At 70.8% G+C, this 20,883-nt stretch carries 19 protein-coding genes; 6 read left to right on the forward strand and 13 right to left on the reverse strand.

Annotated elements, in window-relative coordinates; translation table 11 throughout:
- Positions 1–102 precede the first annotated feature (102 nt).
- The gene (locus ABD161_RS14085; RefSeq protein ID WP_135114911.1) at positions 103–1,296 is read right to left on the reverse strand and encodes a RimK family alpha-L-glutamate ligase; all 1,194 of its coding nucleotides are present in this window, start codon (positions 1,294–1,296) and stop codon (positions 103–105) included.
- A 34-nt stretch (positions 1,297–1,330) separates the two neighbouring features.
- Here ABD161_RS14085 and ABD161_RS14090 point away from each other — a divergent pair, with 34 nt between their 5' ends.
- The gene (locus ABD161_RS14090) at positions 1,331–1,870 is read left to right on the forward strand and encodes an ATP-dependent zinc protease family protein (RefSeq protein ID WP_344004266.1); all 540 of its coding nucleotides are present in this window, start codon (positions 1,331–1,333) and stop codon (positions 1,868–1,870) included.
- A 340-nt stretch (positions 1,871–2,210) separates the two neighbouring features.
- Here the strand turns inward: ABD161_RS14090 and ligD are convergent, their stop codons facing one another.
- The 4 genes from ligD to ABD161_RS14110 form a co-directional block, all read right to left on the reverse strand.
- Positions 2,211–3,260, reverse strand: a complete 1,050-nt coding sequence (gene ligD, locus ABD161_RS14095) for a non-homologous end-joining DNA ligase (RefSeq protein WP_344004268.1) — start codon at positions 3,258–3,260, stop codon at positions 2,211–2,213.
- Positions 3,261–3,308: 48 nt separating this feature from the next.
- Positions 3,309–4,574, reverse strand: coding sequence for an SseB family protein (locus tag ABD161_RS14100; protein WP_344004270.1), 1,266 nt, complete (start codon positions 4,572–4,574; stop codon positions 3,309–3,311).
- A 202-nt stretch (positions 4,575–4,776) separates the two neighbouring features.
- On the reverse strand, positions 4,777–7,197 hold the full coding sequence (locus tag ABD161_RS14105) for an ATP-dependent helicase (protein WP_344004272.1): 2,421 nt from the start codon (positions 7,195–7,197) through the stop codon (positions 4,777–4,779).
- Between the two features lie 92 nt (positions 7,198–7,289).
- Positions 7,290–8,300, reverse strand: coding sequence for a glycerophosphodiester phosphodiesterase family protein (locus ABD161_RS14110; protein WP_344004275.1), 1,011 nt, complete (start codon positions 8,298–8,300; stop codon positions 7,290–7,292).
- Positions 8,301–8,444: 144 nt separating this feature from the next.
- Between ABD161_RS14110 and ABD161_RS14115 the strand changes: the two genes are divergently transcribed.
- Together ABD161_RS14115 and ABD161_RS14120 are read left to right on the forward strand one after the other, a co-directional pair.
- Positions 8,445–9,332: a Bax inhibitor-1/YccA family protein gene (locus ABD161_RS14115; protein ID WP_344004278.1), complete on the forward strand. Its 888-nt coding sequence runs from the start codon at positions 8,445–8,447 to the stop codon at positions 9,330–9,332.
- A 122-nt stretch (positions 9,333–9,454) separates the two neighbouring features.
- Entirely contained in the window at positions 9,455–10,114 is a 660-nt protein-coding gene (locus tag ABD161_RS14120) for a dihydrofolate reductase family protein (protein ID WP_344004281.1), read from the forward strand.
- A gap of 248 nt (positions 10,115–10,362) precedes the next feature.
- Here the strand turns inward: ABD161_RS14120 and ABD161_RS14125 are convergent, their stop codons facing one another.
- The 6 genes from ABD161_RS14125 to ABD161_RS14150 all read right to left on the reverse strand — a co-directional run bounded on the left by ABD161_RS14125 (position 10,363) and on the right by ABD161_RS14150 (position 16,605).
- On the reverse strand, positions 10,363–11,646 hold the full coding sequence (locus ABD161_RS14125) for an alpha/beta fold hydrolase (RefSeq protein WP_344004284.1): 1,284 nt from the start codon (positions 11,644–11,646) through the stop codon (positions 10,363–10,365).
- 183 nt (positions 11,647–11,829) lie between these two features.
- Positions 11,830–12,696, reverse strand: a complete 867-nt coding sequence (locus ABD161_RS14130) for a DUF4097 family beta strand repeat-containing protein (RefSeq protein ID WP_344004287.1) — start codon at positions 12,694–12,696, stop codon at positions 11,830–11,832.
- A complete protein-coding gene (locus tag ABD161_RS14135) occupies positions 12,693–13,403 on the reverse strand; it encodes a response regulator (RefSeq protein WP_344004295.1) in 711 nt (236 codons plus the stop codon). Before ABD161_RS14135 ends, ABD161_RS14130 begins: the two co-directional genes overlap by 4 nt.
- Entirely contained in the window at positions 13,391–14,704 is a 1,314-nt protein-coding gene (locus ABD161_RS14140) for a sensor histidine kinase (RefSeq protein ID WP_344004298.1), read from the reverse strand. The genes ABD161_RS14135 and ABD161_RS14140 overlap by 13 nt, the downstream gene beginning before the upstream one ends.
- A gap of 87 nt (positions 14,705–14,791) precedes the next feature.
- A complete protein-coding gene (locus tag ABD161_RS14145; protein ID WP_344004300.1) occupies positions 14,792–15,688 on the reverse strand; it encodes a formate/nitrite transporter family protein in 897 nt (298 codons plus the stop codon).
- A 116-nt stretch (positions 15,689–15,804) separates the two neighbouring features.
- Complete coding sequence (locus ABD161_RS14150) at positions 15,805–16,605, reverse strand: siderophore-interacting protein (protein WP_135115189.1); 801 nt, start codon at positions 16,603–16,605, stop codon at positions 15,805–15,807.
- Between the two features lie 134 nt (positions 16,606–16,739).
- Between ABD161_RS14150 and ABD161_RS14155 the strand changes: the two genes are divergently transcribed.
- From ABD161_RS14155 to ABD161_RS14165, 3 genes are all read left to right on the forward strand, one after another.
- Entirely contained in the window at positions 16,740–17,081 is a 342-nt protein-coding gene (locus tag ABD161_RS14155; protein WP_344004304.1) for a helix-turn-helix domain-containing protein, read from the forward strand.
- A gap of 78 nt (positions 17,082–17,159) precedes the next feature.
- Positions 17,160–17,780: a ClpP family protease gene (locus ABD161_RS14160; protein WP_344004307.1), complete on the forward strand. Its 621-nt coding sequence runs from the start codon at positions 17,160–17,162 to the stop codon at positions 17,778–17,780.
- Positions 17,781–17,817: 37 nt separating this feature from the next.
- Positions 17,818–18,420, forward strand: a complete 603-nt coding sequence (locus ABD161_RS14165; protein WP_344004310.1) for a ClpP family protease — start codon at positions 17,818–17,820, stop codon at positions 18,418–18,420.
- 383 nt (positions 18,421–18,803) lie between these two features.
- Here the strand turns inward: ABD161_RS14165 and guaA are convergent, their stop codons facing one another.
- Both guaA and ABD161_RS14175 read right to left on the reverse strand, forming a co-directional pair.
- On the reverse strand, positions 18,804–20,399 hold the full coding sequence (gene guaA, locus ABD161_RS14170; protein ID WP_344004313.1) for a glutamine-hydrolyzing GMP synthase: 1,596 nt from the start codon (positions 20,397–20,399) through the stop codon (positions 18,804–18,806).
- Positions 20,396–20,875 (reverse strand): DUF3817 domain-containing protein, encoded by a 480-nt coding sequence (locus ABD161_RS14175; RefSeq protein ID WP_344004316.1) that lies wholly within the window; start codon positions 20,873–20,875, stop codon positions 20,396–20,398. The genes guaA and ABD161_RS14175 overlap by 4 nt, the downstream gene beginning before the upstream one ends.
- Positions 20,876–20,883 lie beyond the last annotated feature (8 nt).

Below are 20,883 nucleotides of genomic sequence, written 5' to 3' on the forward strand. Positions count from 1 at the left end.
GGCACCTCTGTGCATGCAGCGATCGTGCTGCAAGGGGGCCTGCGGTCGCGACGCGCACACCTCCCCGGTGCGGCACCGGAGCAACAGGAAGTCGCTCGGCGCTCAGTCCTCGTCGGGGATCGGGTTCTTCGGCAGCTTCTTGACGCGGGGGCGGCGCTTCGGCCGCTCCGGGATCATCGAGCGCATCTCCTCGAGCTTGCCCCAGCACAGCAGGCGGTCCTCGGCCTCGAGGACCCAGCTTCCCTTCGGATTCGGGATGACGGATGCGCCGCGGTGAAGCGTGAGCACGGTGATGTCGCGCTCGCGCAACCCCGAATCATCCAGTCGCCGGCCGACGAGCTCGGCATCGCCGTGCACGACCAGCTCGGCCACGCCGTACCCGGTCGAGACCGACAGGCGCTCGCGCACGTCGATCTGCGGGAACGCCACCTGGTTGGCGATGTAGTCGACGATCGCGCCGGCGACGTCGAGGTTGGTCGCCTCCTCGATGCCCTGCAGCCCCGGCGAGGAGTTGACCTCCATAACGAGCGGCCCCTCATCCGACTCGAGCATGTCGACACCCGCGACCTTGAGCCCCATGATCTGCGCGGCACGCACGGCGGTGCGCTCGTACTCCTCGGTCAGCTCGACGCGCTGGACCGATCCGCCGCGATGCACGTTCGAGCGGAACTCATCGCCCTTCGCCGAGCGGCGCATCGCGGCGACCACGCGGTCGCCGACGACGAGCGCGCGGATGTCGCGGCCGCGCGACTCCTTGACGAAGTGCTGGATGAGCACGTTCTGGCGAGCCGACTGCAGCGTCTCGACGATCGCCTCGGCGACCTTGATCTCCGGGGCGAGGATGACGCCGATGCCCTGCGTGCCCTCGAGCAGCTTGAGCACAACCGGCGCTCCGCCGACGCGCTCGATCGCCGGCACCACGTCCGCCCGGTCGCGCACGAACGCTGTCGCCGGCATGGCGATCCCGTGACGGGACAGGATCTGGTTCGCCCGCAGCTTGTCCCGCGAGTTCGCGATGCCGTTGGCGGTGTTGGGCGTGTAGACATCCATCTGCTCGAACTGCCGCACGACGGCCGTGCCGTAGTACGTGATCGAGTTGCCGATGCGCGGGATGATCGCGTCGTACTCCGACAGTCGCCGACCGCGGAACTGCAGGTCGGGTTCGTCCCCGGCCAGGTCGATCGCGAAGCGCAGGGTGTTGAGCACCTTCACCTCGTGCCCGCGATCGAGCGCGGCTGCGCGCAGTCGCTGAGTGCTGTAAGCGCGCGGCGCGCGGGACAAGATGGCGATCTTCACTGAACAGTCCTGTGTTCCTGGTTGGATAAGTGACGTGTCCCCCCATCTTCCCCCGTCCGACAGCGTGCCGAGTCACGCGCTCGTCGGCTGGCGCGAGTGGGTGGGACTTCCCGGCCTCGGGGTGGAATGGCTCAAGGCGAAGGTCGACACGGGCGCGCGCACGTCCTCGCTCCACGCCTTCGGTCTCAAGGAGTTCACGCGCGACGGCGAGTCGTGGGTGCGCTTCGAGGTGCACCCCTGGCAGCGCAGCGCGGATGACGCGGTGCCGGTCGAGCTGCCCGTTCACGACCACCGCCGGGTGCGCAGTTCGTCGGGCCACACCGAGCGCCGCGTTGTGGTGATGCTCGAGCTGCGCGTGCTCGATCGGGTCATCCCCGCCGAGGTCACGCTCACGCGACGGGATGCAATGGGATTCCGGATGCTCGTCGGCCGCGAGCTGCTGAGCCAGGGCTTCCTCGTCGACTCCGCGGCGTCGTATCTCGGCGGCAAGCCGCCGCGTGCAGTGCGTCGGGCGAACAAGCGGCCCCCGGCGCGCGAGCACCGCCGCTCGTTCCGTCACCCCGCTGAGGACTGAGGCCGCCGCAGCGCCCGTGTGAACGTGCGAGCCGGTCATCTCGACTCGCTGGCGCTCGCTCGATAACCGAGGGTTGCTGAGCGAGCCTGATAACCCAACGGTTGCTGAGCGAGCGTGCGGGCCGGTCATCTCGACTCGCTGGCGCTCGCTCGATAACCGAGGGTTGCTGAGCGAGCCTGATAACCCAACGGTTGCTGAGCGAGCTTGCGAGCCGAAGCGACCGACCCGTGGCTGGGCGAGCGTGCGGGCCGGTCATCTCGACTCGCTGGCGCTCGCTCGATAACCGAACCGGTTGCTGAGCGAGCTTGCGAGCCGAAGCGACCGACCCCAGCCCGCTCCGTCAGTCCTCGATCCGGTTCCCCTCGGCGTCCCAGTTCTCGGCGTTCTTCTTGCTCGGCTGCACGCGCGGCGGCTCCCCCGGCATCTTCGGGAACTCGGGCGGGAACGGCATCTCGCCCTGACCGTTCTCGACGTCCCGCTGCCACCACTCGAGCAGCGTGTCGATGCGGCCCGGCTGATCCTGGATCCCCGCCCACGGATCTCCCTGCGCGAGCCGATCCGGAATCGTCCGCACCGTGAACCGCGTCGGGTCGACGTCGTCCACCTCGTCCCAGTGAAGCGGCGCCGACACGGAGGCGTGCGGAAGCGCACGGGGGCTGTAGGCACCCGCCATCGTGCGGTCGCGGTTCGCCTGGTTGAAGTCGACGAAGATGCGGGCGCCCCGCTCCTCCTTCCACCACGCGGTGGTGACCTTGTCGGGCATCCGGCGCTCGAGTTCGCGGCCGGCGGCGATCACCGCGTGACGCACGTCGAGGAACTCCCACTCGGGCACGATCGGGCAGAACACGTGCAGGCCGCGGTTGCCGCTGGTCTTGATCCACGCCTCGAGGCCCGCCTCGCGCAGCACCTCCCGCAGGGCGTGCGCGGCCGGGATCGCGTCGGTCACATCGGTGCCGGGCTGCGGATCCAGGTCGATCCGCAGCTCCACGGGGTTGTCGGTCTCGGGCACACGCGACGCCCACGGGTGGAACACCACCGTGTTCATCTGCACCGCCCACGCGATGGCCGCGGGCTCCGTCAGGTAGATCTGCGGGTGCCGCCGTCCGCTGTTGTACGTGACGGTCTCGGACTTCACGAACGGCGGCGCGCCCTTCGGCGGGTTCTTGGAGAAGAACATCTCGCCGCCGACCACCTCGGGGTAGCGCTCGAGCGAGACCGGCCGGTGCCCGTTGTGCGCGAGGAACGCGTCGGCCACGGCGATGACGTACTCGGCGAGCTCGTGCTTGGTGATGCCCACCTCCGGCCAGAGCACGCGGTTCGGGCTGGAGAGCCCCACCTCGCGGTCGCCGTCCGGTCCGGGGATGGTCAGGGTGATGCGTTCCGACGCCATAGCGCCACCCTACGGAAGGGGGCGATCCGGCGAAACGGCTTGACGGGCTCAGTCGCCGTCGTCGAGGTGCGCGGGCTCCGGCGCGGTCTGGGGCTCACCGGTCTGCGCCTGCGTGGTGGCGGTGGCGTCTCCGGGCCGTGCCGCATCCGTCCTGTCGGCCTCGTCGGCGAGCGCGATGACCGGCGCGAGCTCCTCGCGAGTGAGGGTGATGAGGGGGCCGGCGGGGTCGAGGATGATGCCGCCGACGGCCTCGTGGTCGCGCAGCACCTGGCCGATCTTCGCGACCGACAGCGGCAGGGCGCGCTCCTCCCGACCCTGGGCCGCGACCTCGATCGGGTGCGAGAAGACCTGCAGCAGGCGCGTGCCGTTAGCCAGCCGCGCCTCGGCGATGCCGAGCTGCGTGCTGTCCTCGGCGGCCTTGCCGATCGCGACCCACAGCGGCACGCCCTCGGCGAGCAGCTGCGCGATGCGGTGCGGGGTGTCGGCTTCGCGTGGGGCGGCGAGCGCCGCCTTCAGGCGCATCGCCGGGTCCGCCTGTCCGAGCGCCCGCTCCAGCACCTCGCGGGGAAGCACGGCGCGGTGCGGGGCGGAGTTGTTGTCGACGATGAGGCCCGAGAAGTTCTGCTCGATCAGGTGCTTCAGGATCGAGCCGACCGGCTGTCCGACCGCCGACGTGCTCGCGTCGCCGTCGGCGCGCACCGCGTCGTGGAGCGCCTTGCCCGAGCTGAACACGAGCATGTAGGTCTTGTCGCCGTCGCGGGCGATGCCGAACGAGAGGCGGCCGTTTCCCTCGGCGAGCTGCTCGCGGGCGTTCCCCTGCACGCGCAGGAACAGGTGGCCCTGCATCAGCTGCCGCACGATGCCGATGAGCTGTGCGCCGGTCGGGTTCTCGGGCAGCGCGGCGAGCGCGTCGCGCAGCAGCGCGTTATCGCGCAGGCCGGGCACGGTCTCGAGCTGATCGGGCGGGGCGGCCGGGGCGAGCGGAAGCTCCCGCGGAGCCGGCGGTGCGGGCTGCGCCGGCGCGGTGCCCGGCTTCAGCGTGTCGTGCGGGGTCGGGATGCGGGGGTCACCCTGCCGCGGTCCCTCCTGCGGCGGGGGCGCGACCTCGGGGCCGGCCGTGCCGCCGAGCCCGCGGAAGGACGACAGCGAGATCCCGACCTGCGGCGCGGATTCACTCGGCGTCTCGGGCGCGGCATCCTGCGCGACGTCGCCCGAGGCATCCGGAGTCGGTTCGCTCTCGACGGGCGCCTGCTCCGCGGAGACCTCGGCGGCCGTCTGGTCGTCGTCCTTCTTCTTCCGCGAGAACAGTCCCATGCGCCCAGCCTACGTGTGCCGCGCAACCCCGTGAGGGACTTGACGGGGGTGCCCGGGGCGCCCGAGGTCTTGGCCGCCCGCGCTTCTGCGACCGCACATCCACGCCGCGGCATCACACCCCGAGGGATGTCACTTCACGGGATGGATGTGCCCCCGCCGCGCTGGATGTGATCTCGCGCCCATCGGCCGGATGCCCCGCCGACTACAGCTTGGCGATCGGCGCGATCTTGATGAGCAGCTTCTTGGGGCCCGCGGTGTCGAAGCGGACGTGCGCGATGCGCTTCGCGCCCTCGCCCGTGACGGCGTCGACGCGCCCCTCGCCGAAGTCGTCATGCCGGATGCGGTCGCCCGCGGCGAGCTCGAGGTCGCCGTTGTCGCGCACCTTGTTGGTGACGAGGCCCGGGAACTTGTCCATCGCGGTCGACTTCGGCTTGAGGCTGCTGCTCGGGCCGAGCGGCTTGACGCCCCACCGGTCCGAGCCGCCGGGGCGACGCGCGTTGAGCGCGCGCGACTGCGATCCGCCGCGGCCGTTGACGTCGCCGGGTGACTGGCGCCAATGGATGAGATCTGCCGGGATCTCCTGCAGGAACCGGCTCGGCATCGCGGCCGAGACCTCGCCGAACTGCGCGCGCGTCATCGCGAGCGACATGTACAGGCGCTTCCGCGCGCGCGTGATGCCCACGTAGAACAGGCGCCGCTCCTCCTGGGGGCCGCCCGGCTCGTTCGCCGAGATGCGGTGCGGGATCAGGTCCTCCTCGACGCCCGTGAGGAACACGGTGTCGAACTCGAGGCCCTTCGCGGTGTGCAGCGTCATGAGCGAGACGGATCCGGATGCGTCGTCCAAGTCGTCGCTGTCGGCGACGAGCGCGACGGTGGTGAGGAAGTCGAGCACCGTGCCGTCGGGGTTGTTGCGCGCGAACTCGCGCGTCACGGCGACGAGCTCGTCGAGGTTCTCGATGCGGGCCTCGTCCTGCGGATCGCGGCTGGCGCGCAGCGCATCCATGTACCCGGTCTTGTTCAGCAGCACCTGCAGGCCCTCGGCGACCGAGGTCGGCGGCGGGATCTCGCCGTTCGTCGGCAGCAGGATCTCCTGCGCCTCGACGAGCACGTTGTGCAGCTGCGCGATCGCGCCCTGGATCTTCGGCCCGAAGCCGAGCTCGGCGGAGTGGCCGAGCGCGTCGCGGAACGTGATGCCGTTGCGCTCGGCGAACGACGAGATCGTCTCGACCGAGACGTCGCCGATGCCGCGGCGCGGCTTGTTGATGATGCGCCGCAGTGCCATCTCGTCGGCGGGGTTCGCGACGGTCACGAGGTACGCGAGCGCGTCCTTGATCTCCTGCCGCTCGTAGAACTTCGTGCCGCCCATGATCTTGTACGGCACCGCGGCGCGGATGAAGATCTCCTCCAGCGCACGGGACTGCGAGTTGGTGCGGTAGAAGACGGCCATCTGCCCGTAGTCGACACCCTGGCGGCGCAGCTGCTCGATCTCGTCGGCGACGAACTGGGCCTCGTCGTGCTGCGAGTAGCCGGTGAAGCCGATGACCTTCTCGCCGTCGCCCTGGTCGCTCCAGAGCCGCTTGTCCTTGCGGTCGAAGTTGTTCCGGATCACCGAGTTGGCCGCGGTCAGGATGTTCTGCGTCGATCGGTAGTTCTGCTCGAGCAGCACGACCTTCGCGCCGGGGTAGTCACGCTCGAACTCGGTGATGTTGCGGATGTCCGCACCGCGGAACGCGTAGATCGACTGATCCGAGTCGCCGACGACGGTGAGCGAGGCGCCCTCGGCCTCGTCCATCAGCGCGAGCATCCCACCGCCCACGTCGGTCGAGGAGGACACGGGGCGCGTCAGCTCGTGGATCAGCGCGTACTGCGCGTGGTTCGTGTCCTGGTACTCGTCGACCAGGATGTGCCGGAACCGCTTGCGGTAGACGTCCGCCACCTGCGGGAACGCCCGGAACAGGTACACGGTCTGCGCGATGAGGTCGTCGAAGTCGAACGCGTTCGCCTTCTGCAGCTGCCGCTGGTACGCGCGGAACAGGTCGGTGAACATCCGCTCGACCGGGTCGTTCATGTTCGCGTCGCGCGCGTACGAGTCGGCGTCGGCGAGCTCGTTCTTGAGCTTCGAGATCTTCGACTGCACCGACGCGGGAGTGAGCCCGAGGGCATCCGCCTCATGCTCCTTGACGAGGCGCTTGATGAGCGCGCGCGAGTCGCCGGAGTCGTAGATCGTGAACGCCTTCGTGAAGCCGAACTGGTCGGCCTCGCGACGCAGGATGCGCACACACGCCGAGTGGAAGGTCGAGATCCACATTCCGCGCGCGCTGTCGCCGATGAGCTGCTCGACGCGCTCGCGCATCTCGCCCGCGGCCTTGTTCGTGAAGGTGATCGCGAGGATCTGGCTCGGCCACGCCTCGCGTGTGCGCAGCAGCGACGCGATGCGGTGCGTCAGCACGCGGGTCTTGCCGGATCCTGCGCCGGCCACGATCAGCAGGGCGGGACCGCGGTACTCGACGGCTTCGCGCTGCTGCGGGTTGAGCCCCTCGAGCAGGTCGTCGAAGGCGCCGGCCTGCGGGCCGCGGGGCCCGGCCCCGGCGGGCACGATCAGGGGCGTGGAGGAGTCGCTCATTGCCCTTCGAGTCTAGGCGGGGCCACCGACACCAGACTGGGCCCGTACCCAGTGGCCGCGCACCCGGCGCGTGCGGTCTCGCCGGACCAGCCTCACTCGCGGAAGTACGCGACGCCGAGGTCGGGGTGGTCGACGAACACGCCGTCCACCCCGGAGCGGCGGATGACGTCCCACTCCGACTCGTAGTCGCCGAACGCGGCTTTGCCGCCCTTGCCCCGGAACTCCGGGATCAGGAACGCGTTCTCGGGACGGCAGGTCCACGTGAACACCTGCAGGCCGCGGGCGTGCGCATCGGCCACGACGGGCGAAGGCCCGCTCGTGCGCCCGCGGCGATCCGGGGCGAGGATCATCCGCTTGTCGACGCTGATCCCGTCGACCGTGCCGATCAAGGCATCGAGCCCGCGCGGCGTCGCGGTCGCGGGATAGGACGGTGCGGCGTCGCCGTGCGCGGCGATGAGGTCGAACGGCTTCCCCTTCGCCTCCAGCAGATAGATGTACGTCGCAGGAAGCCCGCGCTCGCGCAGCCGGTGCAGCACGGTCGACTCGAACGACTCGACGATCAGCGGCAGGCCGCCCGTGTCCCATCCGGTCGCGCGCAGCTCGGCCTCGATCATCGGCACCAGGTCGAGCCCGATCCCCGCGAAGTAGGTGGCGTGCTTGACCTCGAGCACCACCCCGATCTCGCGGCCCTGAGCGAGCGATCCGGCGCGCACGAGGTCGAGCACGTCCGTCAGCCGCAGCATCGGCTGCGCATCGTCGAACGTCGCGCTGCGCGGTCGCAGCTGCGGGATGCGCTCCCGCGTCGTCAGCGTGGACAGCTCCTCCCACGTGAAGTCCTCGGTGAACCAGCCGGTGAGCTTCACGCCGTCGACGGTCTTGGTGGTGCGGCGGCTCGCGAACTCCGGCCGGTCGGCGACGTTCGTGGTGCCGGAGATCTCGTTCTCGTGCCGGACGACGAGCACCCCGTCCTTCGAGGCGACGATGTCGGGCTCGACCGCGTCGACGCCGAGCTGGAGCGCGAGGTCGTACGACGAGCGCGAGTGCTCGGGGCGGTAGCCGGGGGCTCCGCGGTGCCCGATGACGAGCGGAAGGCGGCGAGGCATGCGACAAGCCTAGGCACTCGGATCCGTTCGCCCGGGGCGTAGCCGGGCGCCCGCGAATCCCAGCACAGGCATAAGAAACCGTGGGTAATGTGGATCAACAGCGCTCGACAGGGCTGTCCCGCAACCATTTGGAGTTGACCGATCATGGCCAAGTTGGGATTCACCGACCCCGCCTTCCAGACCTCGACGCGTCCGCCGCAGGCGCCCACGTCCTACGCGGCGCAGACCTACCCGGGCGGCGCCGCCGCCGGCCAGCAGTCGCCCGGCCTCGTGCCGCCGCCGGCCTCTCACCTCGAGGGCCTGTACTCGGCACCCTCGGCTGATGCGGTCGACACCGGCCGGATGACGGTCGAGGACACGATCCACAAGACCCTCGCCTCGTTCGGCGTGCTGCTGCTCGGTGCCGTCGTCGGCTGGTGGGCGACGCTCGCGAACCCCGGCATGGGCCTCGGCATCGCGATCGTCGGCGCGCTCGCCGGCTTCGTGCTCGGCCTCGTGAACTCGTTCAAGCGCATGCCCGGCGCCGGCCTGGTGCTCGCCTACGCGGGTGCCGAGGGTCTGTTCATCGGCGCGTTCTCGCTGATCATGGAGCAGGTCTTCCCCGGCATCGTGATGCAGGCGACGCTCGCCACGCTCGCGGTGGTCGGCGTGACCCTCGCCCTGTTCTCGAGCGGCAAGGTGCGCACCTCGCCGCGCATGACGAAGATCGTCATGATCGCCGCTCTCGGCTACCTCGTCTTCAGCCTGCTGAACTTCGGCTTCATGATCTTCGGCGGGCCGGCCAGCGACCTCGCCTGGGGAATGCGCTCGGTCGAGATCATGGGCATCCCGCTCGGCGTGATCATCGGCATCCTCGCCGTGCTGCTCGCGGCGTACATGCTCGTCATGGACTTCGAGTTCGTGCAGAACGGCGCCCGCAACGGCGCGCCGCGCAAGCTCGGCTGGAAGGCCTCGTTCGGCATCGTCGCGACCGTCATCTGGATCTACGTCGAGATCCTGCGCGTGATCGCGATCCTGCGCGGCAACGACTGACCTCCGCGTCACACGAAGGGCTCGTCCTCCGAGACGGGCCCTTCGTCTTTGCGTGCGCACTTCCCGGCGACCGCCGATCCCGGTACCGTCTGTGACGCATCCACCCCGGCGGAGGAGATCCGATGACGCGCGTTCGAGTACACAACTTCTCCGTCTCGCTCGACGGGTTCGGCACGGGGGAGGGACTCACGCTCGACGCTCCGTTCGGGCACGCGGGGGAACGCCTCCACGAGTGGTTCTTCCCGACCGCCACCTTCCGGTCGCAGTCGGGGCACGGTGAGCGGGTGGATGCCGATCCGTCGTCCGCGCCCGATGACGCGTTCGCGTCGCAGTGGGGCGACGGCATCGGCGTCGAGATCATGGGCGCGGGCAAGTACGGCCCTCCCGGGTGGCAGGACGACCCGGGATGGCAGGGGTGGTGGGGCCGGAAGCCGCCGTTCCACACCCCGGTGATCGTGCTCACCCATCGTCCGCGCGAGCCGCTCACCCTCGGCGAGACCACCTTCCACTTCCTGTCGGCGCCGCCGATCGCAGCCCTGGAAGTCGCGCGCGGGCTCGCGGGCGACCGGGACATCCACATCGGCGGCGGCCCGACGATGCTGCGCGACTTCCTCGCCGCCGGGCTGGTCGATCACGCCCACATCGCTGTGGTGCCGATCCTGCTCGGCCGCGGCGTGCGTCTGTGGGACGGACTCGAGGCGCTCGAGAGGCGCTACGACGTCGCCTCCGTCACGACGCCGAGCGGGACGACGCACCTCACCCTCACGCGGAAGGCCTCCTGAGCGGGGCCGCCGCAGCTCACGGCGCTTCGCCCGCCCTGTCCCTGACGTGCCGGAACGAACCGACAACTCGGGGACACACCAGCGGCCCTGTCCCCAAAGTGCCGGAACCAACCGGCAACTCGGGGACACACCAGCGGCCCTGTCCCCAAAGTGCCGGAACCAACCGGCAACTCGGGGACACACCGCCCGCCCTGTCCCCGAAGTGCCGGAACGAACCGGCAACTCGGGGACACGTCGGCGCCGCAGCCCTACGCCAGCGGCCCGCCCTCGGCGATCACGCGGTCGATGAGGGTGCGGACGACGCGGGTGTCCTGCCGCAGGCCGTCGTGCTCGTACTCGTTCGTGACCCACAGGTGCGTGTTCGGCACCTCGCGGGCGGTCTGCTGGGCGTAGCCGAAGTCGACGTACATGTCGTCGAAGTACATCGCGGCGGCGATCGGCACCTCGTTGCGGCGCAGCTGGTCAGCGGCGTAGAGGGCCGGATGGTCCTCCCGCTCGGCGAGGGCGTGCGCCGCGTCGCGGAACGGCCGCAGCGAGGCGATCTCGTCGTACATCCAGGGGAAGAACATCTCGCCCGTGAACGGCATCGGCGACGCGCTCGGCTCGAACCCGCCGAGCTCGGCGCGCACGCGCTCGGCCGCCCAGGCGGTCGCGCCGTGCCCGTCGGCGTAGATCTCCTCCTGCAGCAGCGCGTACAGCGGACCGCCCCAGTACTGCGTGTGCGCGTCCACCTCGGCGAGGAAGTGGTCGCTGAGGCGGTCGGATGACGAGAACGCCTCGTCGAACAGCCAGTGCATCCGCTCGAAGCCGGGCTTCATGCCGAAGTCGATGCCGAGGGTCTGCAGGCGCCGGGCGCTCAGGCGGTCGCCGCTCGGCAGGCGCACGTCCGAGTTCTCGATCACGTCGACGACGCGCGCGATGACGTCGGCATCCTGCGGGTACCGGCGGTAGAACTCCGCGGTCTTGTCGGCGACGCGCGGCAGGGTGCGGCGGTAGACGTCGGTCGCGTCCGGGGCGAACGAGGTCAGCCCGCCCGTGACGTACGCGGCCGCCACCGCCTCGGGGCGGAACGACAGGTACGTCAGCGTCAGGAATCCGCCGTAGCTCTGGCCGAGGGTCTGCCAGCGCACGCCGCCGAACACCTCGCGGCGCAGGTGCTCGAGGTCGGCGATGATCTGCTCGGCCCGGAACTTGCGGATGTACTCGGCCGCGTCCGCCGCGGACAGGCCGGCGATCGACGCCGCCTCCACGCGCGAGGATCGGCCGGTGCCGCGCTGGTCGAGAAGCAGCAGGCGGTGCGTCTTCAGGGCCTCGTCGATCCAGTCGGCGCCGGGCATCGGCCGCGGGCCCTTGCCGCCGGGCCCGCCCTGGAGGAAGACCAGGATGGGCGCATCCTGCCGCTCCACGTGCGCGACCTCGCGCGCGAACACCTCGATCGTCTGCCCGTCATCCGGGGCGGTCCAGTCGAGCGGCACGGTGACGGTGTGGTCCCGGATGATCCGGTCGCGCATCCGATACGAGGAGGAGGTCATGGATCCATCCTCGCCGATCCCTTCGGGTGCGCTCCGTCGCCCGCGGCACCCGCGCAGACGAGGAGATCCGGCCCCGCGAGGAGAATCCACAGGGATTCATCCTCGGGAGGCCGGATCTCCTCGTTTCGCCAGCCGGATCGCCCGGCCGGATCAGCCGGATCAACCGGATCCGGATCGACCGGATCAGTCGTCGCTGCGGAGCGTCGCGTGCCCGGCGGAGAGGTCGACAGTCACGCGGTGGGCCGACGAGTCGTCCGTGTCGAGGCGGTTGTCCACCCGCCCGGCCGAGGCGTCCGAGTTCACGTCGTACGACCCGGCGGGCAGGGTGAGGTCGAGCGAGCCCGCGCTCACGCCGGCCGTGACCAGGTCGGGGGCGGACCCGGTGAGCTCGCCCACCAGGCGTCCCGCCGAGACGGTGATCTCGGCCTCGCTCACATCGGCGAGCTCGACGCGGGCGTCGCCGGCGCTGATGTCGGCCGTGAGCGTGCGCGCCGATCCCGAGACGTTCATGCCGCCCGCGCCGAGCTCGAGGTCGAGCTCGCCGAACGCTCCCTCGGCCCGCAGCTCGCCCGCGGCGAGGGACAGGTCGGCGTCGATCTCGGCGTCGCGAAGGGACTCGGGAAGCGTCAGGACGACCTGCTCCTCGTTCCGACCGAAGCGCGGTCCCCAGTCGCCGAACAGGTGGTCCGGGGTGCCGACCTGCAGCTCGTCGCCCTCGCGGGTGAGGGTCCATTCGCTGCGGGCGTCGGTGATCTCCAGCGTCGCCTCGTCGACGTCGCCGAACTCGAGGCGGAACGACGACGCGGCGGCGTCGACGTCGAGCGACGTGATGCCGGCGGCGTCGACCGTCAGCGTGTCGTCGATGCGGGACGCGTCGGCGACGACCGAGCGGATGACGCCCAGCACCGTGGCGACGAGGAGCAGCCCACCGATGACGATCAGGATGATCGCGACCGGCTTGCCCGGGCCGCCGCTGCGCGGGGCCGGGGCGGGCGGGTTCTGCGGCGCGGGGGCCTGCGCCGGGGGCGGCGGGGTGACCGTGGTGTTCATCGTGCCGTTCCTGTCTGCGGCGATCCGCCGCTGCTCTCGATGTGCGCAAGGGCCGCGAGCACGCGGCGGTTGCCGGATTCGTCGGGCTCGAGGCCCAGCTTCTGGAAGATGGCGGTGATGTTCTTCTCGACGCTTCCCTCCGAGAGGAAGAGCATCCCGGCGATCGCCTGGTTCGACTTCCCCTCGGCGATCAGCGCGAGGACGGTGCGCTCGCGCTCGGTGAGGCGGGACATCCGGTCGTCCTCGTGACGGCGGGTGAGCAGCTGCGCGACCACCTCGGGGTCGAGCACGGTGGCGCCCTGCCCGATCCGCTCGATCGAGTCGAGGAACTCCCGGACGTCGGCGACGCGATCCTTCAGGAGGTAGCCGAGCGCGCCGCCCTGGCCGCGGGAGGCGCCGGCCTGCGGCGCCGCCTGGCTGGCGATCAGCTCGCTCGCGTAGCGCTCCTCGACGTACTGCGAGAGCACCAGCACCGGAAGCTCGGGGCGGCGGCTGCGCAGCTGCACGGCGGCCCGGATCCCCTCGTCGGTGAACGTGGGCGGGAGCCGGACGTCCACGATGCAGAGCTCGGGATCCGTCTCGTCCACCGCCTCCGGCAGGCCGGTGGCGTCGGGGAGGGCGGCGACGACGGTGTGACCGCCGTCCTCGAGCAGGCGCACGAGGCCTTCGCGCAGGAGGACCGAGTCCTCGCAGATCAGGATGCGCACGGGACGCTCACCTCCAGCGCGGTGGGGCCGCCCTGGGGGCTGTCGAGGCGGATGGTGCCGCCCGCGGCGAGCACGCGGTTCGAGATGCCGTCGAGTCCGCCGCCCGGCAGCACCCTGGCGCCGCCGAGGCCGTTGTCCTCGACGCGGGCCCAGAGCGTGCCGTCGTCACGGCGTCGCACCGTCACCCGGCACTCGCTTGCCCGGGAGTGCTTGGCGGCGTTCGTCAGCGACTCGGCGATGGAGAAGTACACGGCGGCCTCCGCGTCGCGGCTGCACCGGCCATCGATGCGGACATCCAGCCGCACGGGGATGTGGGATCGCCCGGCGAGCGCCGACAGCGCCGCGTCCAGACCTCGGTCATCCAGCACGGAGGCGTGGATGCCGCGGGCGAGCTGACGCAGCTCGGTGATGGCCGCCTTCGTGGAGGTGTGCGCCTCCTCGATCAGGGCACGCGCGGCGACCGGGTCGTCCTCGAGCTTCTGCTGGGCGAGGCCCAGCGTCATCCCGACGGACACGAGCCGCGGCTGGACCCCGTCGTGGAGGTCGCGCTCGATGCGGGTGCGCTCCACCTCGGAGGCGCGCAGCGCGCCGACCCGCTGCACGTCGGAGACGCGGGCCTGCTCGGCGAGCTGCGCCTCGCGGGTCGGCACGACGATCGCCCGGGCGAGGACCCCGTGGAGCAGCGCGATGCCGATCAGGGCGGCGGCCGAGAGGAGGGCGAGGAGGATCCCCACCACGGGAGCCCACGCGGCGATCACGTCGATGTCGTAGAAGCTCGTCACGCCGTCGCGGGCGTACAGCGGCGCGAAGGCGAGGGCGATCGACGAGATCAGCGCGTGGAACAGGCCGAGCGTGATCATGCCCAGGATGACCGCGATCGCGGCGTTGGCGATCGCGCGCCACATCGGGGCGTCGATCAGCTGCTGCCACACCATGCGCAGGAAGCCGCCGAAGCCCGGGTGCGGCGCGCGGCGGGCGCGCAGCGGCGGCAGCCCGACGTCGTAGAGACCGTCGATGCGGGCCGTTTCGGTCCATCCGACCGCGAACAGCAGGTAGACGAAGCCGAGCAGGAACACGAGGCCGATGCCGAACACCGGCAGCAGGCCGATCCCGACGCTCAGCAGGATGCCGGCGATGGTCGCGACGACGGGGCCGATGATGCCGAGGGCCGCGAGCTGCGCGATGGCGCCGGCGAGGCGGGCGGGCGAGGAGTGGTCGGGCAGGCGCCGGCGGGCGGCGGGGCCCGGCGACGGAGCGCCCGGGGCGGGAGAGGCCTCAGAGGAGGGGGCCGGAGTGGTCATGAGTCAAAGCTAGGACTCGCGTGCCACCGGCCCCACCGAGGGATCCGGACATCCCCTTTCGGGTTTTCCGTAAAGCCTCGCGACGGATCAGTCGTGGCGCTCGCCCCGCGAAGCGGCGAGAGACTCGGGGACGCGAGTGGGCGAGGCGGCGAAGCTCTTGCCGTTGGGGCGCGTCAGCACGACCCGCTTCGGGGCGGTGCGCCCGTGGGTGGCGTAGATCATCAGGCCGACGAAGGTCAGACCGCCGACGAGGTTGCCGAGCACCGTGGGGATCTCGTTCCAGATCAGGTAGTCCATCAGCGTGAAGTCGGCGCCGAGCAGCAGGCCGGCCGGGAACAGGAACATGTTCACGATCGAGTGCTCGAAGCCCATGTAGAAGAAGAGCATGATCGGCAGCCACATCGCGATGATCTTGCCCGTGACCGAGGTCGAGATCATCGCGGCGACGACGCCCATCGACACCATCCAGTTGCAGAGCATCGCCCGGATGAACAGCGTCAGCATCCCGCCGAAGCCGTGCTCGGCATAGCCGACGGTGCGGCCGTGGCCGATCTCGCTGATCGCCTGCCCGACGGCGCTCGGCTCGGTGGTGAAGCCGTAGGTGAAGTAGATCGCCATGAGCACGGCGACCGTGAAGGCGCCGCCGAAGTTGCCGAGGAACACGAGCCCCCAGTTGCGGCCGATGCCGCCCAGGGTGACGCCGGGGCGGCGGTCGAACAGGGCGAGCGGCGCGAGGGTGAACACACCGGTGAGCAGGTCGTATCCGAGCAGGTAGAGCAGAACGAAGCCGACCGGGAACAGCAGCGCGCCGATCAGCGGCTGGCCCGTGTTCGTCGACACCGTCACGGCGAAGGCGGCGGCGATCGTGAGGGTCGCGCCGCCCATGAACGCGCGGATGAGCGTGTCGCGCGTCGACATCAGGATCTTCGACTCGCCGGCATCGATCATCGCGGTGATCAGTTCGGCGGGCTTCACATACGACATGGCGACTCCTCGGGGACGGGTGCTCCCAGGCTCCCCCACGGGCGTTTCGTGCACCGCACCGATCTCGTTACAGCGGGTGACGCGTCCCTCACGGCGCCCCGGCGCGCGCAGTGAGGTCAGCCGGCCCGGCCCACGCGCCAGTAGCCCGTGAAGACGATGCGCTGCTTGGGCACGCCGATGCCGACGAGGTGGCGCCGCCCGGCCGCCACGAGGCTCTGCTCTCCCGCGAGGTACGCCGACAGGGAGGCGGGGTCGAGGGGCGCGAAGGCCTCCAGCTCACGCAACGCGAGCACTCCCGGCTGGGAGTGCGGGTCGGGGCGCGGCAGCCAGCGCACCTCGAAGCCGGCCGGGGCCTCGACGTGCTGGGCGTCGGCGGCATCCGGGATCTCGATCAGCGCGACGCCGGTCGCGTCGCGCGGCAGGTCGCGCAGGATGCCGAGCACGGCCGGCAGCGCCGACTCGTCGCCGACGAGCAGGTGGGAGGCGGCATCCGGCTGCACCTCGAAGCCCCGGCCCTGGTCGAGCAGCACGACCCGCTCCCCCGGCTCGGCGCGCTGCGCCCAGGGCCCTGCGATGCCGCCATCGCCGTGCGCGACGAAGTCGACGTCGAGCTCGCCCACGTCGGGACGATGCGTCCGGACGGTGTAATTGCGGAACAGGGGACGCGTGTGCGCGTTCGCCATCATGTACTTCAGGTAGCCCGCCATCCCGAAGCCCTCGGGCACGGCGTCGAAGTCGGTCGTGCCGTCCTCGCGCGGAAGGAACAGGCGGAACCACTGGTCGAACCCGTGCTGGGGCAGCGCGCGAAGCTCGTCGCCGCGGAACGTCACGCGCGTCATGTGCGGCGTCACGCTCTCGCGGCGCAGCACCTCGGCGCGGTAGAGGCCACGGGTCTTCCGGGCGTCGCTGAAGGCCACGTCTGCTCCTGTCGGGTCGGGAGTCAGGCGACCCTAAGCATATGTCCCCCGGCGGCGCGGTCAGTGCGCCGCCGCCCGTTCTGCTCTGGGCGGAACGGGATGCGCCCCGCCGGGCGGATGCCTAGCGTGAGGGCATGGCCGAGCTGCTTCCCCTGCCACCCGAGCGTCCGTCCTTCGCCGAGCCCGATCCGCTGTGGCGTCACCTCGTCGGCGAGCGGCTGCGGCGAGCGCGCCGCGAGCGCGGCGAGACGCTCGCCGAGGTCGCGCGCCGCGCCGGCATCTCGGTGCAGTACCTCTCCGAGATGGAGCGCGGGCGCAAGGAGGCCTCCAGCGAGATGATCGCGGCGGTGCTCGGGGCCCTGGGCGAGAGCCTGCTCGACCTGACCGCCGGCGTCGCCGACGACCTGCGCCGGTCGGCGCCCGCCTCCGCGCCGTCGCTGTCGGGCGGCGCGCAGGCCCTGGCTCTCGCGGCCTGACGCGGCGCTCTGCCGAGGGCTGATCCACCCTGGGCCGATTCCCGCCCGCCGGATGCCCGGCCGTCGCACGCTGGGAGCATGGCAGACGAAGCGAAGATCCCCCAGTTCACCGCCGAGGCGAGACGCGAGCTGTATCACCGCCGCGTGCTGATGCTCGACGGCCCGCTCGACGACGACAACGGCACGCTGCTGGCGACCCAGCTGCTCGCCCTCGCCGCCGAGGACCCCGCGACGGACATCGCGCTGTGGATCCACTCTCCCGGCGGATCCGTCCCGTCCATGCTCGCGATCCGCGACATCATGCGGCTGGTGCCGTGCGACGTGTCGACGCTCGCGATCGGGATGGCGGCGAGCGCCGGGCAGTTCCTGCTGTCGGCCGGCACCCCCGGCAAGCGGCGCGCGCTGCCGCACGCGCGCATCCTGCTCCACCAGGGCTCGGCCGGCATCGGCGGCACCGCGGCCGATGTCGAGCTGCAGGCGGATGACCTTCGGCACATGCGCGACACCGTGCTGGGGCTCATCGCCGAGGACACGGGGCAGCCGATCGAGCGCGTGTTCGAGGACTCGCTTCACGACCACTGGTACACCGCGCGGGAGGCGCTCGAGTACGGCTTCATCGACGGCATCGTGCAGGGCTTCGACGAGCTGATGCCGCGTCAGCGCAGCAGGATCGGCCTCGGCGCGGAGGTGGCGGCATGATGTGTCGCGAAGCGACCAGATTGAGCGAGGGAACGAAGTGACCGAGTCGAAATCCAGCTACACGATCCCCAACGTCATCAAGCGGGATGCGCGCGGCGAGCGGATCATGGACGTCTACTCGCAGCTGCTGACCGAACGCGTCGTCTACCTCGGCACGGGCATCGATGCGGGCGTCGCGAACGCGCTGATCGCGCAGCTGCTCCACCTCGAAGCGGATGCGCCCGACCGGGAGATCCAGCTCTACATCAACTCGGAGGGCGGCGACCCGCAGGCGGCGCTCGCGATCCACGACACGATGCGCTTCATCCGCCCCGCCGTCGCGACGACCTGCATCGGCCAGGCGGTCGGGGCGAGCGCGGTGCTGCTCGCGGCGGGCGCTGCAGGGCGGCGCGCCATCCTGCCGCACGCGCGGGTCGTGCTGCATCAGCCGGGCGCGCAGAGCCGGGGCGCGATCCCCGATCTGATCCTTCACGCCGACGAGCTTGTGCGCGTGCGGGGCGACCTCGAGGGGATCCTCGCGACCCACACCGGCCGTTCCCGCGAGCAGCTGCGCCACGACACCGACCGCGACCGGGTCTTCACCGCCCAGGCCGCCGTGGAGTACGGGCTGGCGGACCGGGTGGTCGCCGACCGCGGCTGATCACCCCCTCGGTCGTTGAGCGAGGAGCGCATCCCCCTCGGTCGTTGAGCGAGGAGCGCATCCTCCCCCGGTCGTTGAGCGAGGAGCGCAGCCCCCTCGGTCGTTGAGCGAGGAGCGGAGCGACGAGCCGAAACGCCCCGGGCCACCGGCGGGCTGGAGCCCGCGCGAGGAGATCCGGCGAAACGAGGAGGATCGGATCCGGATCATCCTCTGCCGGCAGGATCTCCTCCCGCCGGCCGCCGAGAGAGCCCCCACAACGCGAAAGGCCGCCCCGAAGGGCGGCCTTTCAGCGGGGGATCACTCCCACTCGATATCCTCGCCGTGCGAGTCGAGCGGGGGATCACTCCCACTCGATATCCTCGCCGTGCGAGTCGAGCGGGGGATCACTCCCACTCGATCGTCCCCGGCGGCTTGGACGTGACGTCCAGCACAACGCGGTTGATCTCGCGGACCTCGTTGGTGATCCGGTTCGAGATCTTCGACAGCACGTCGTAGGGAAGACGCGTCCAGTCGGCGGTCATGGCGTCCTCGCTCGAGACCGGACGCAGCACGACGGGGTGGCCGTAGGTGCGGCCGTCGCCCTGCACCCCGACCGAGCGCACGTCGGCAAGCAGCACGACCGGGCACTGCCAGATCTCGCCGTCGAGGCCCGCCTTGGTCAGCTCCTCGCGCGCGATCGCATCCGCCTCGCGCAGGATGTCGAGGCGCTCGCGGGTGACCTCGCCGATGATCCGGATGCCGAGTCCCGGGCCGGGGAACGGCTGGCGTCCGACGATCGCCTCGGGGATGCCGAGCTCGCGGCCGATCGCGCGGACCTCGTCCTTGAACAGCGTGCGCAGGGGCTCGACGAGCTCGAAGTCGAGGTCCTCCGGAAGGCCGCCGACGTTGTGGTGGCTCTTGATGTTCGCGGTGCCGGCGCCGCCACCTGACTCGACGACGTCGGGGTAGAGCGTTCCCTGCACGAGGAACCTGATCGGCTCGCCCTCGGCCTTCGCCTCGGCGATCAGGTCCTTCTGCACCTTCTCGAAGGCGCGGATGAACTCGCGGCCGATGATCTTGCGCTTCTCCTCGGGGTCGGTGACGCCCGCGAGGTGGCCGAGGAACACGTCCTCGGCCTCGACCGTGATCAGGCGCACGCCCGTGGACTCGACGTAGTCCTTCTCGACCTGCTCGCGCTCACCCTTGCGGAGGAGCCCGTGGTCGACGAACACGGCGGTGAGCTGGTCGCCGACGGCCTTGTGCACGAGCGCGGTCGACACGGCGGAGTCGACGCCGCCCGACAGCGCCGAGATGACGCGGGCGGATCCGATCTGCTGACGGATGCGCTCGACCTGCTCGGCGATGACGTTGCCCGCGTTCCAGTCGGCGGGAAGACCCACGGCCTTGTGCAGGAAGTTCTCGATGACCTTCTGGCCGTAGTCGCTGTGCTTGACCTCGGGGTGCCACTGCACGCCGTAGAAGCACTTCTCGGCGTTGCCGAACGCCGCGACCGGGGTCGCCGCGGTCGACGCGAGCACCTGGAAGCCCTCGGGGGCCTTCGCGACCTGGTCGCCGTGGCTCATCCACACGTTCTGGTCGGCCGGCTGGCCGCCCAGCAGCACGCCGCCGTCGCCGACGAGCGCCGCATCGGTCGCGCCGTACTCGCGCAGGCCGGTGTTGGCGACCTCGCCGCCGAGTGCCTGCGCCATCACCTGGAAGCCGTAGCAGATGCCGAGGGTCGGGACCCCGAGCTCGAACACCTTCGGGTCGAGCGAGGGCGCGCCCGGCTCGTACACCGACGACGGGCCGCCCGACAGGATGATCGCCACCGGGTCGTGCGCGGCGATCTCCTCGGCGGTGGCGGTGTGCGGGATCAGCTCGCTGAAGACCCCGGCCTCACGCACGCGGCGCGCGATGAGCTGCGCGTACTGGGCGCCGAAGTCGACGACAAGCACCGGCCGCTGGACGGTGTCCTGAGAGACATCTGCAGCTTCGGTCACGAAGCGACCTCCTGGGCCTTGGCGGCCCTCTTCTCGGCGGCCGCGACCTCGCGCTCGGCCAGATAGCGCTTCACGTCGCGTGCGACGTAGAACTCCATGAAGAAGGAGAGGAACGGGACGACGCCACCTCCGGCGAGCAGGATGAACCGCCAGAACGGCCAGCGCATCAGGCTCCACACGCGGAAGCACGCGAACAGGTACACGACGTAGAACCAGCCGTGGACGATCAGAATGCCGAGCGACAGGTTGACGCCGTCGCCGGTCGAGACGAGCTCGTCGCCCTGCGGCACAACCTCGCGGAACGCGAACAGGCCGTGCGAGTCGAGGAAGAACAGCTCGACCGCCAGGGGCGTGTACTTCAGGACCATCTCGGCGCACAGCAGCAGGAGGCCGACGCCGGTGATCACGGAGCAGATCTGGTAGAACCGCAGCGCGCCCCGGATCTGCGGGAACGTGGCGAGCTTCGGCTGCGGCATGAGGTCAA

Source organism: Microbacterium paludicola, from assembly GCF_039529675.1.
GTDB lineage: Bacteria > Actinomycetota > Actinomycetes > Actinomycetales > Microbacteriaceae > Microbacterium > Microbacterium paludicola.

Coding starts and splice junctions, on each gene's coding strand:
- ABD161_RS14155 (WP_344004304.1), top strand. CDS start 16,740: ATGGCCGAGCTGCTTCCCCTGCCACCCGAGCGTCCGTCCTTCGCCGAG.
- ABD161_RS14140 (WP_344004298.1), bottom strand. CDS start 14,704: ATGACCACTCCGGCCCCCTCCTCTGAGGCCTCTCCCGCCCCGGGCGCT.
- ABD161_RS14160 (WP_344004307.1), top strand. CDS start 17,160: ATGGCAGACGAAGCGAAGATCCCCCAGTTCACCGCCGAGGCGAGACGC.
- ligD (WP_344004268.1), bottom strand. CDS start 3,260: ATGGCGTCGGAACGCATCACCCTGACCATCCCCGGACCGGACGGCGAC.
- ABD161_RS14175 (WP_344004316.1), bottom strand. CDS start 20,875: ATGCCGCAGCCGAAGCTCGCCACGTTCCCGCAGATCCGGGGCGCGCTG.
- ABD161_RS14125 (WP_344004284.1), bottom strand. CDS start 11,646: ATGACCTCCTCCTCGTATCGGATGCGCGACCGGATCATCCGGGACCAC.
- ABD161_RS14145 (WP_344004300.1), bottom strand. CDS start 15,688: ATGTCGTATGTGAAGCCCGCCGAACTGATCACCGCGATGATCGATGCC.
- ABD161_RS14130 (WP_344004287.1), bottom strand. CDS start 12,696: ATGAACACCACGGTCACCCCGCCGCCCCCGGCGCAGGCCCCCGCGCCG.
- ABD161_RS14110 (WP_344004275.1), bottom strand. CDS start 8,300: ATGCCTCGCCGCCTTCCGCTCGTCATCGGGCACCGCGGAGCCCCCGGC.
- ABD161_RS14105 (WP_344004272.1), bottom strand. CDS start 7,197: ATGAGCGACTCCTCCACGCCCCTGATCGTGCCCGCCGGGGCCGGGCCC.
- ABD161_RS14120 (WP_344004281.1), top strand. CDS start 9,455: ATGACGCGCGTTCGAGTACACAACTTCTCCGTCTCGCTCGACGGGTTC.
- ABD161_RS14100 (WP_344004270.1), bottom strand. CDS start 4,574: ATGGGACTGTTCTCGCGGAAGAAGAAGGACGACGACCAGACGGCCGCC.
- ABD161_RS14115 (WP_344004278.1), top strand. CDS start 8,445: ATGGCCAAGTTGGGATTCACCGACCCCGCCTTCCAGACCTCGACGCGT.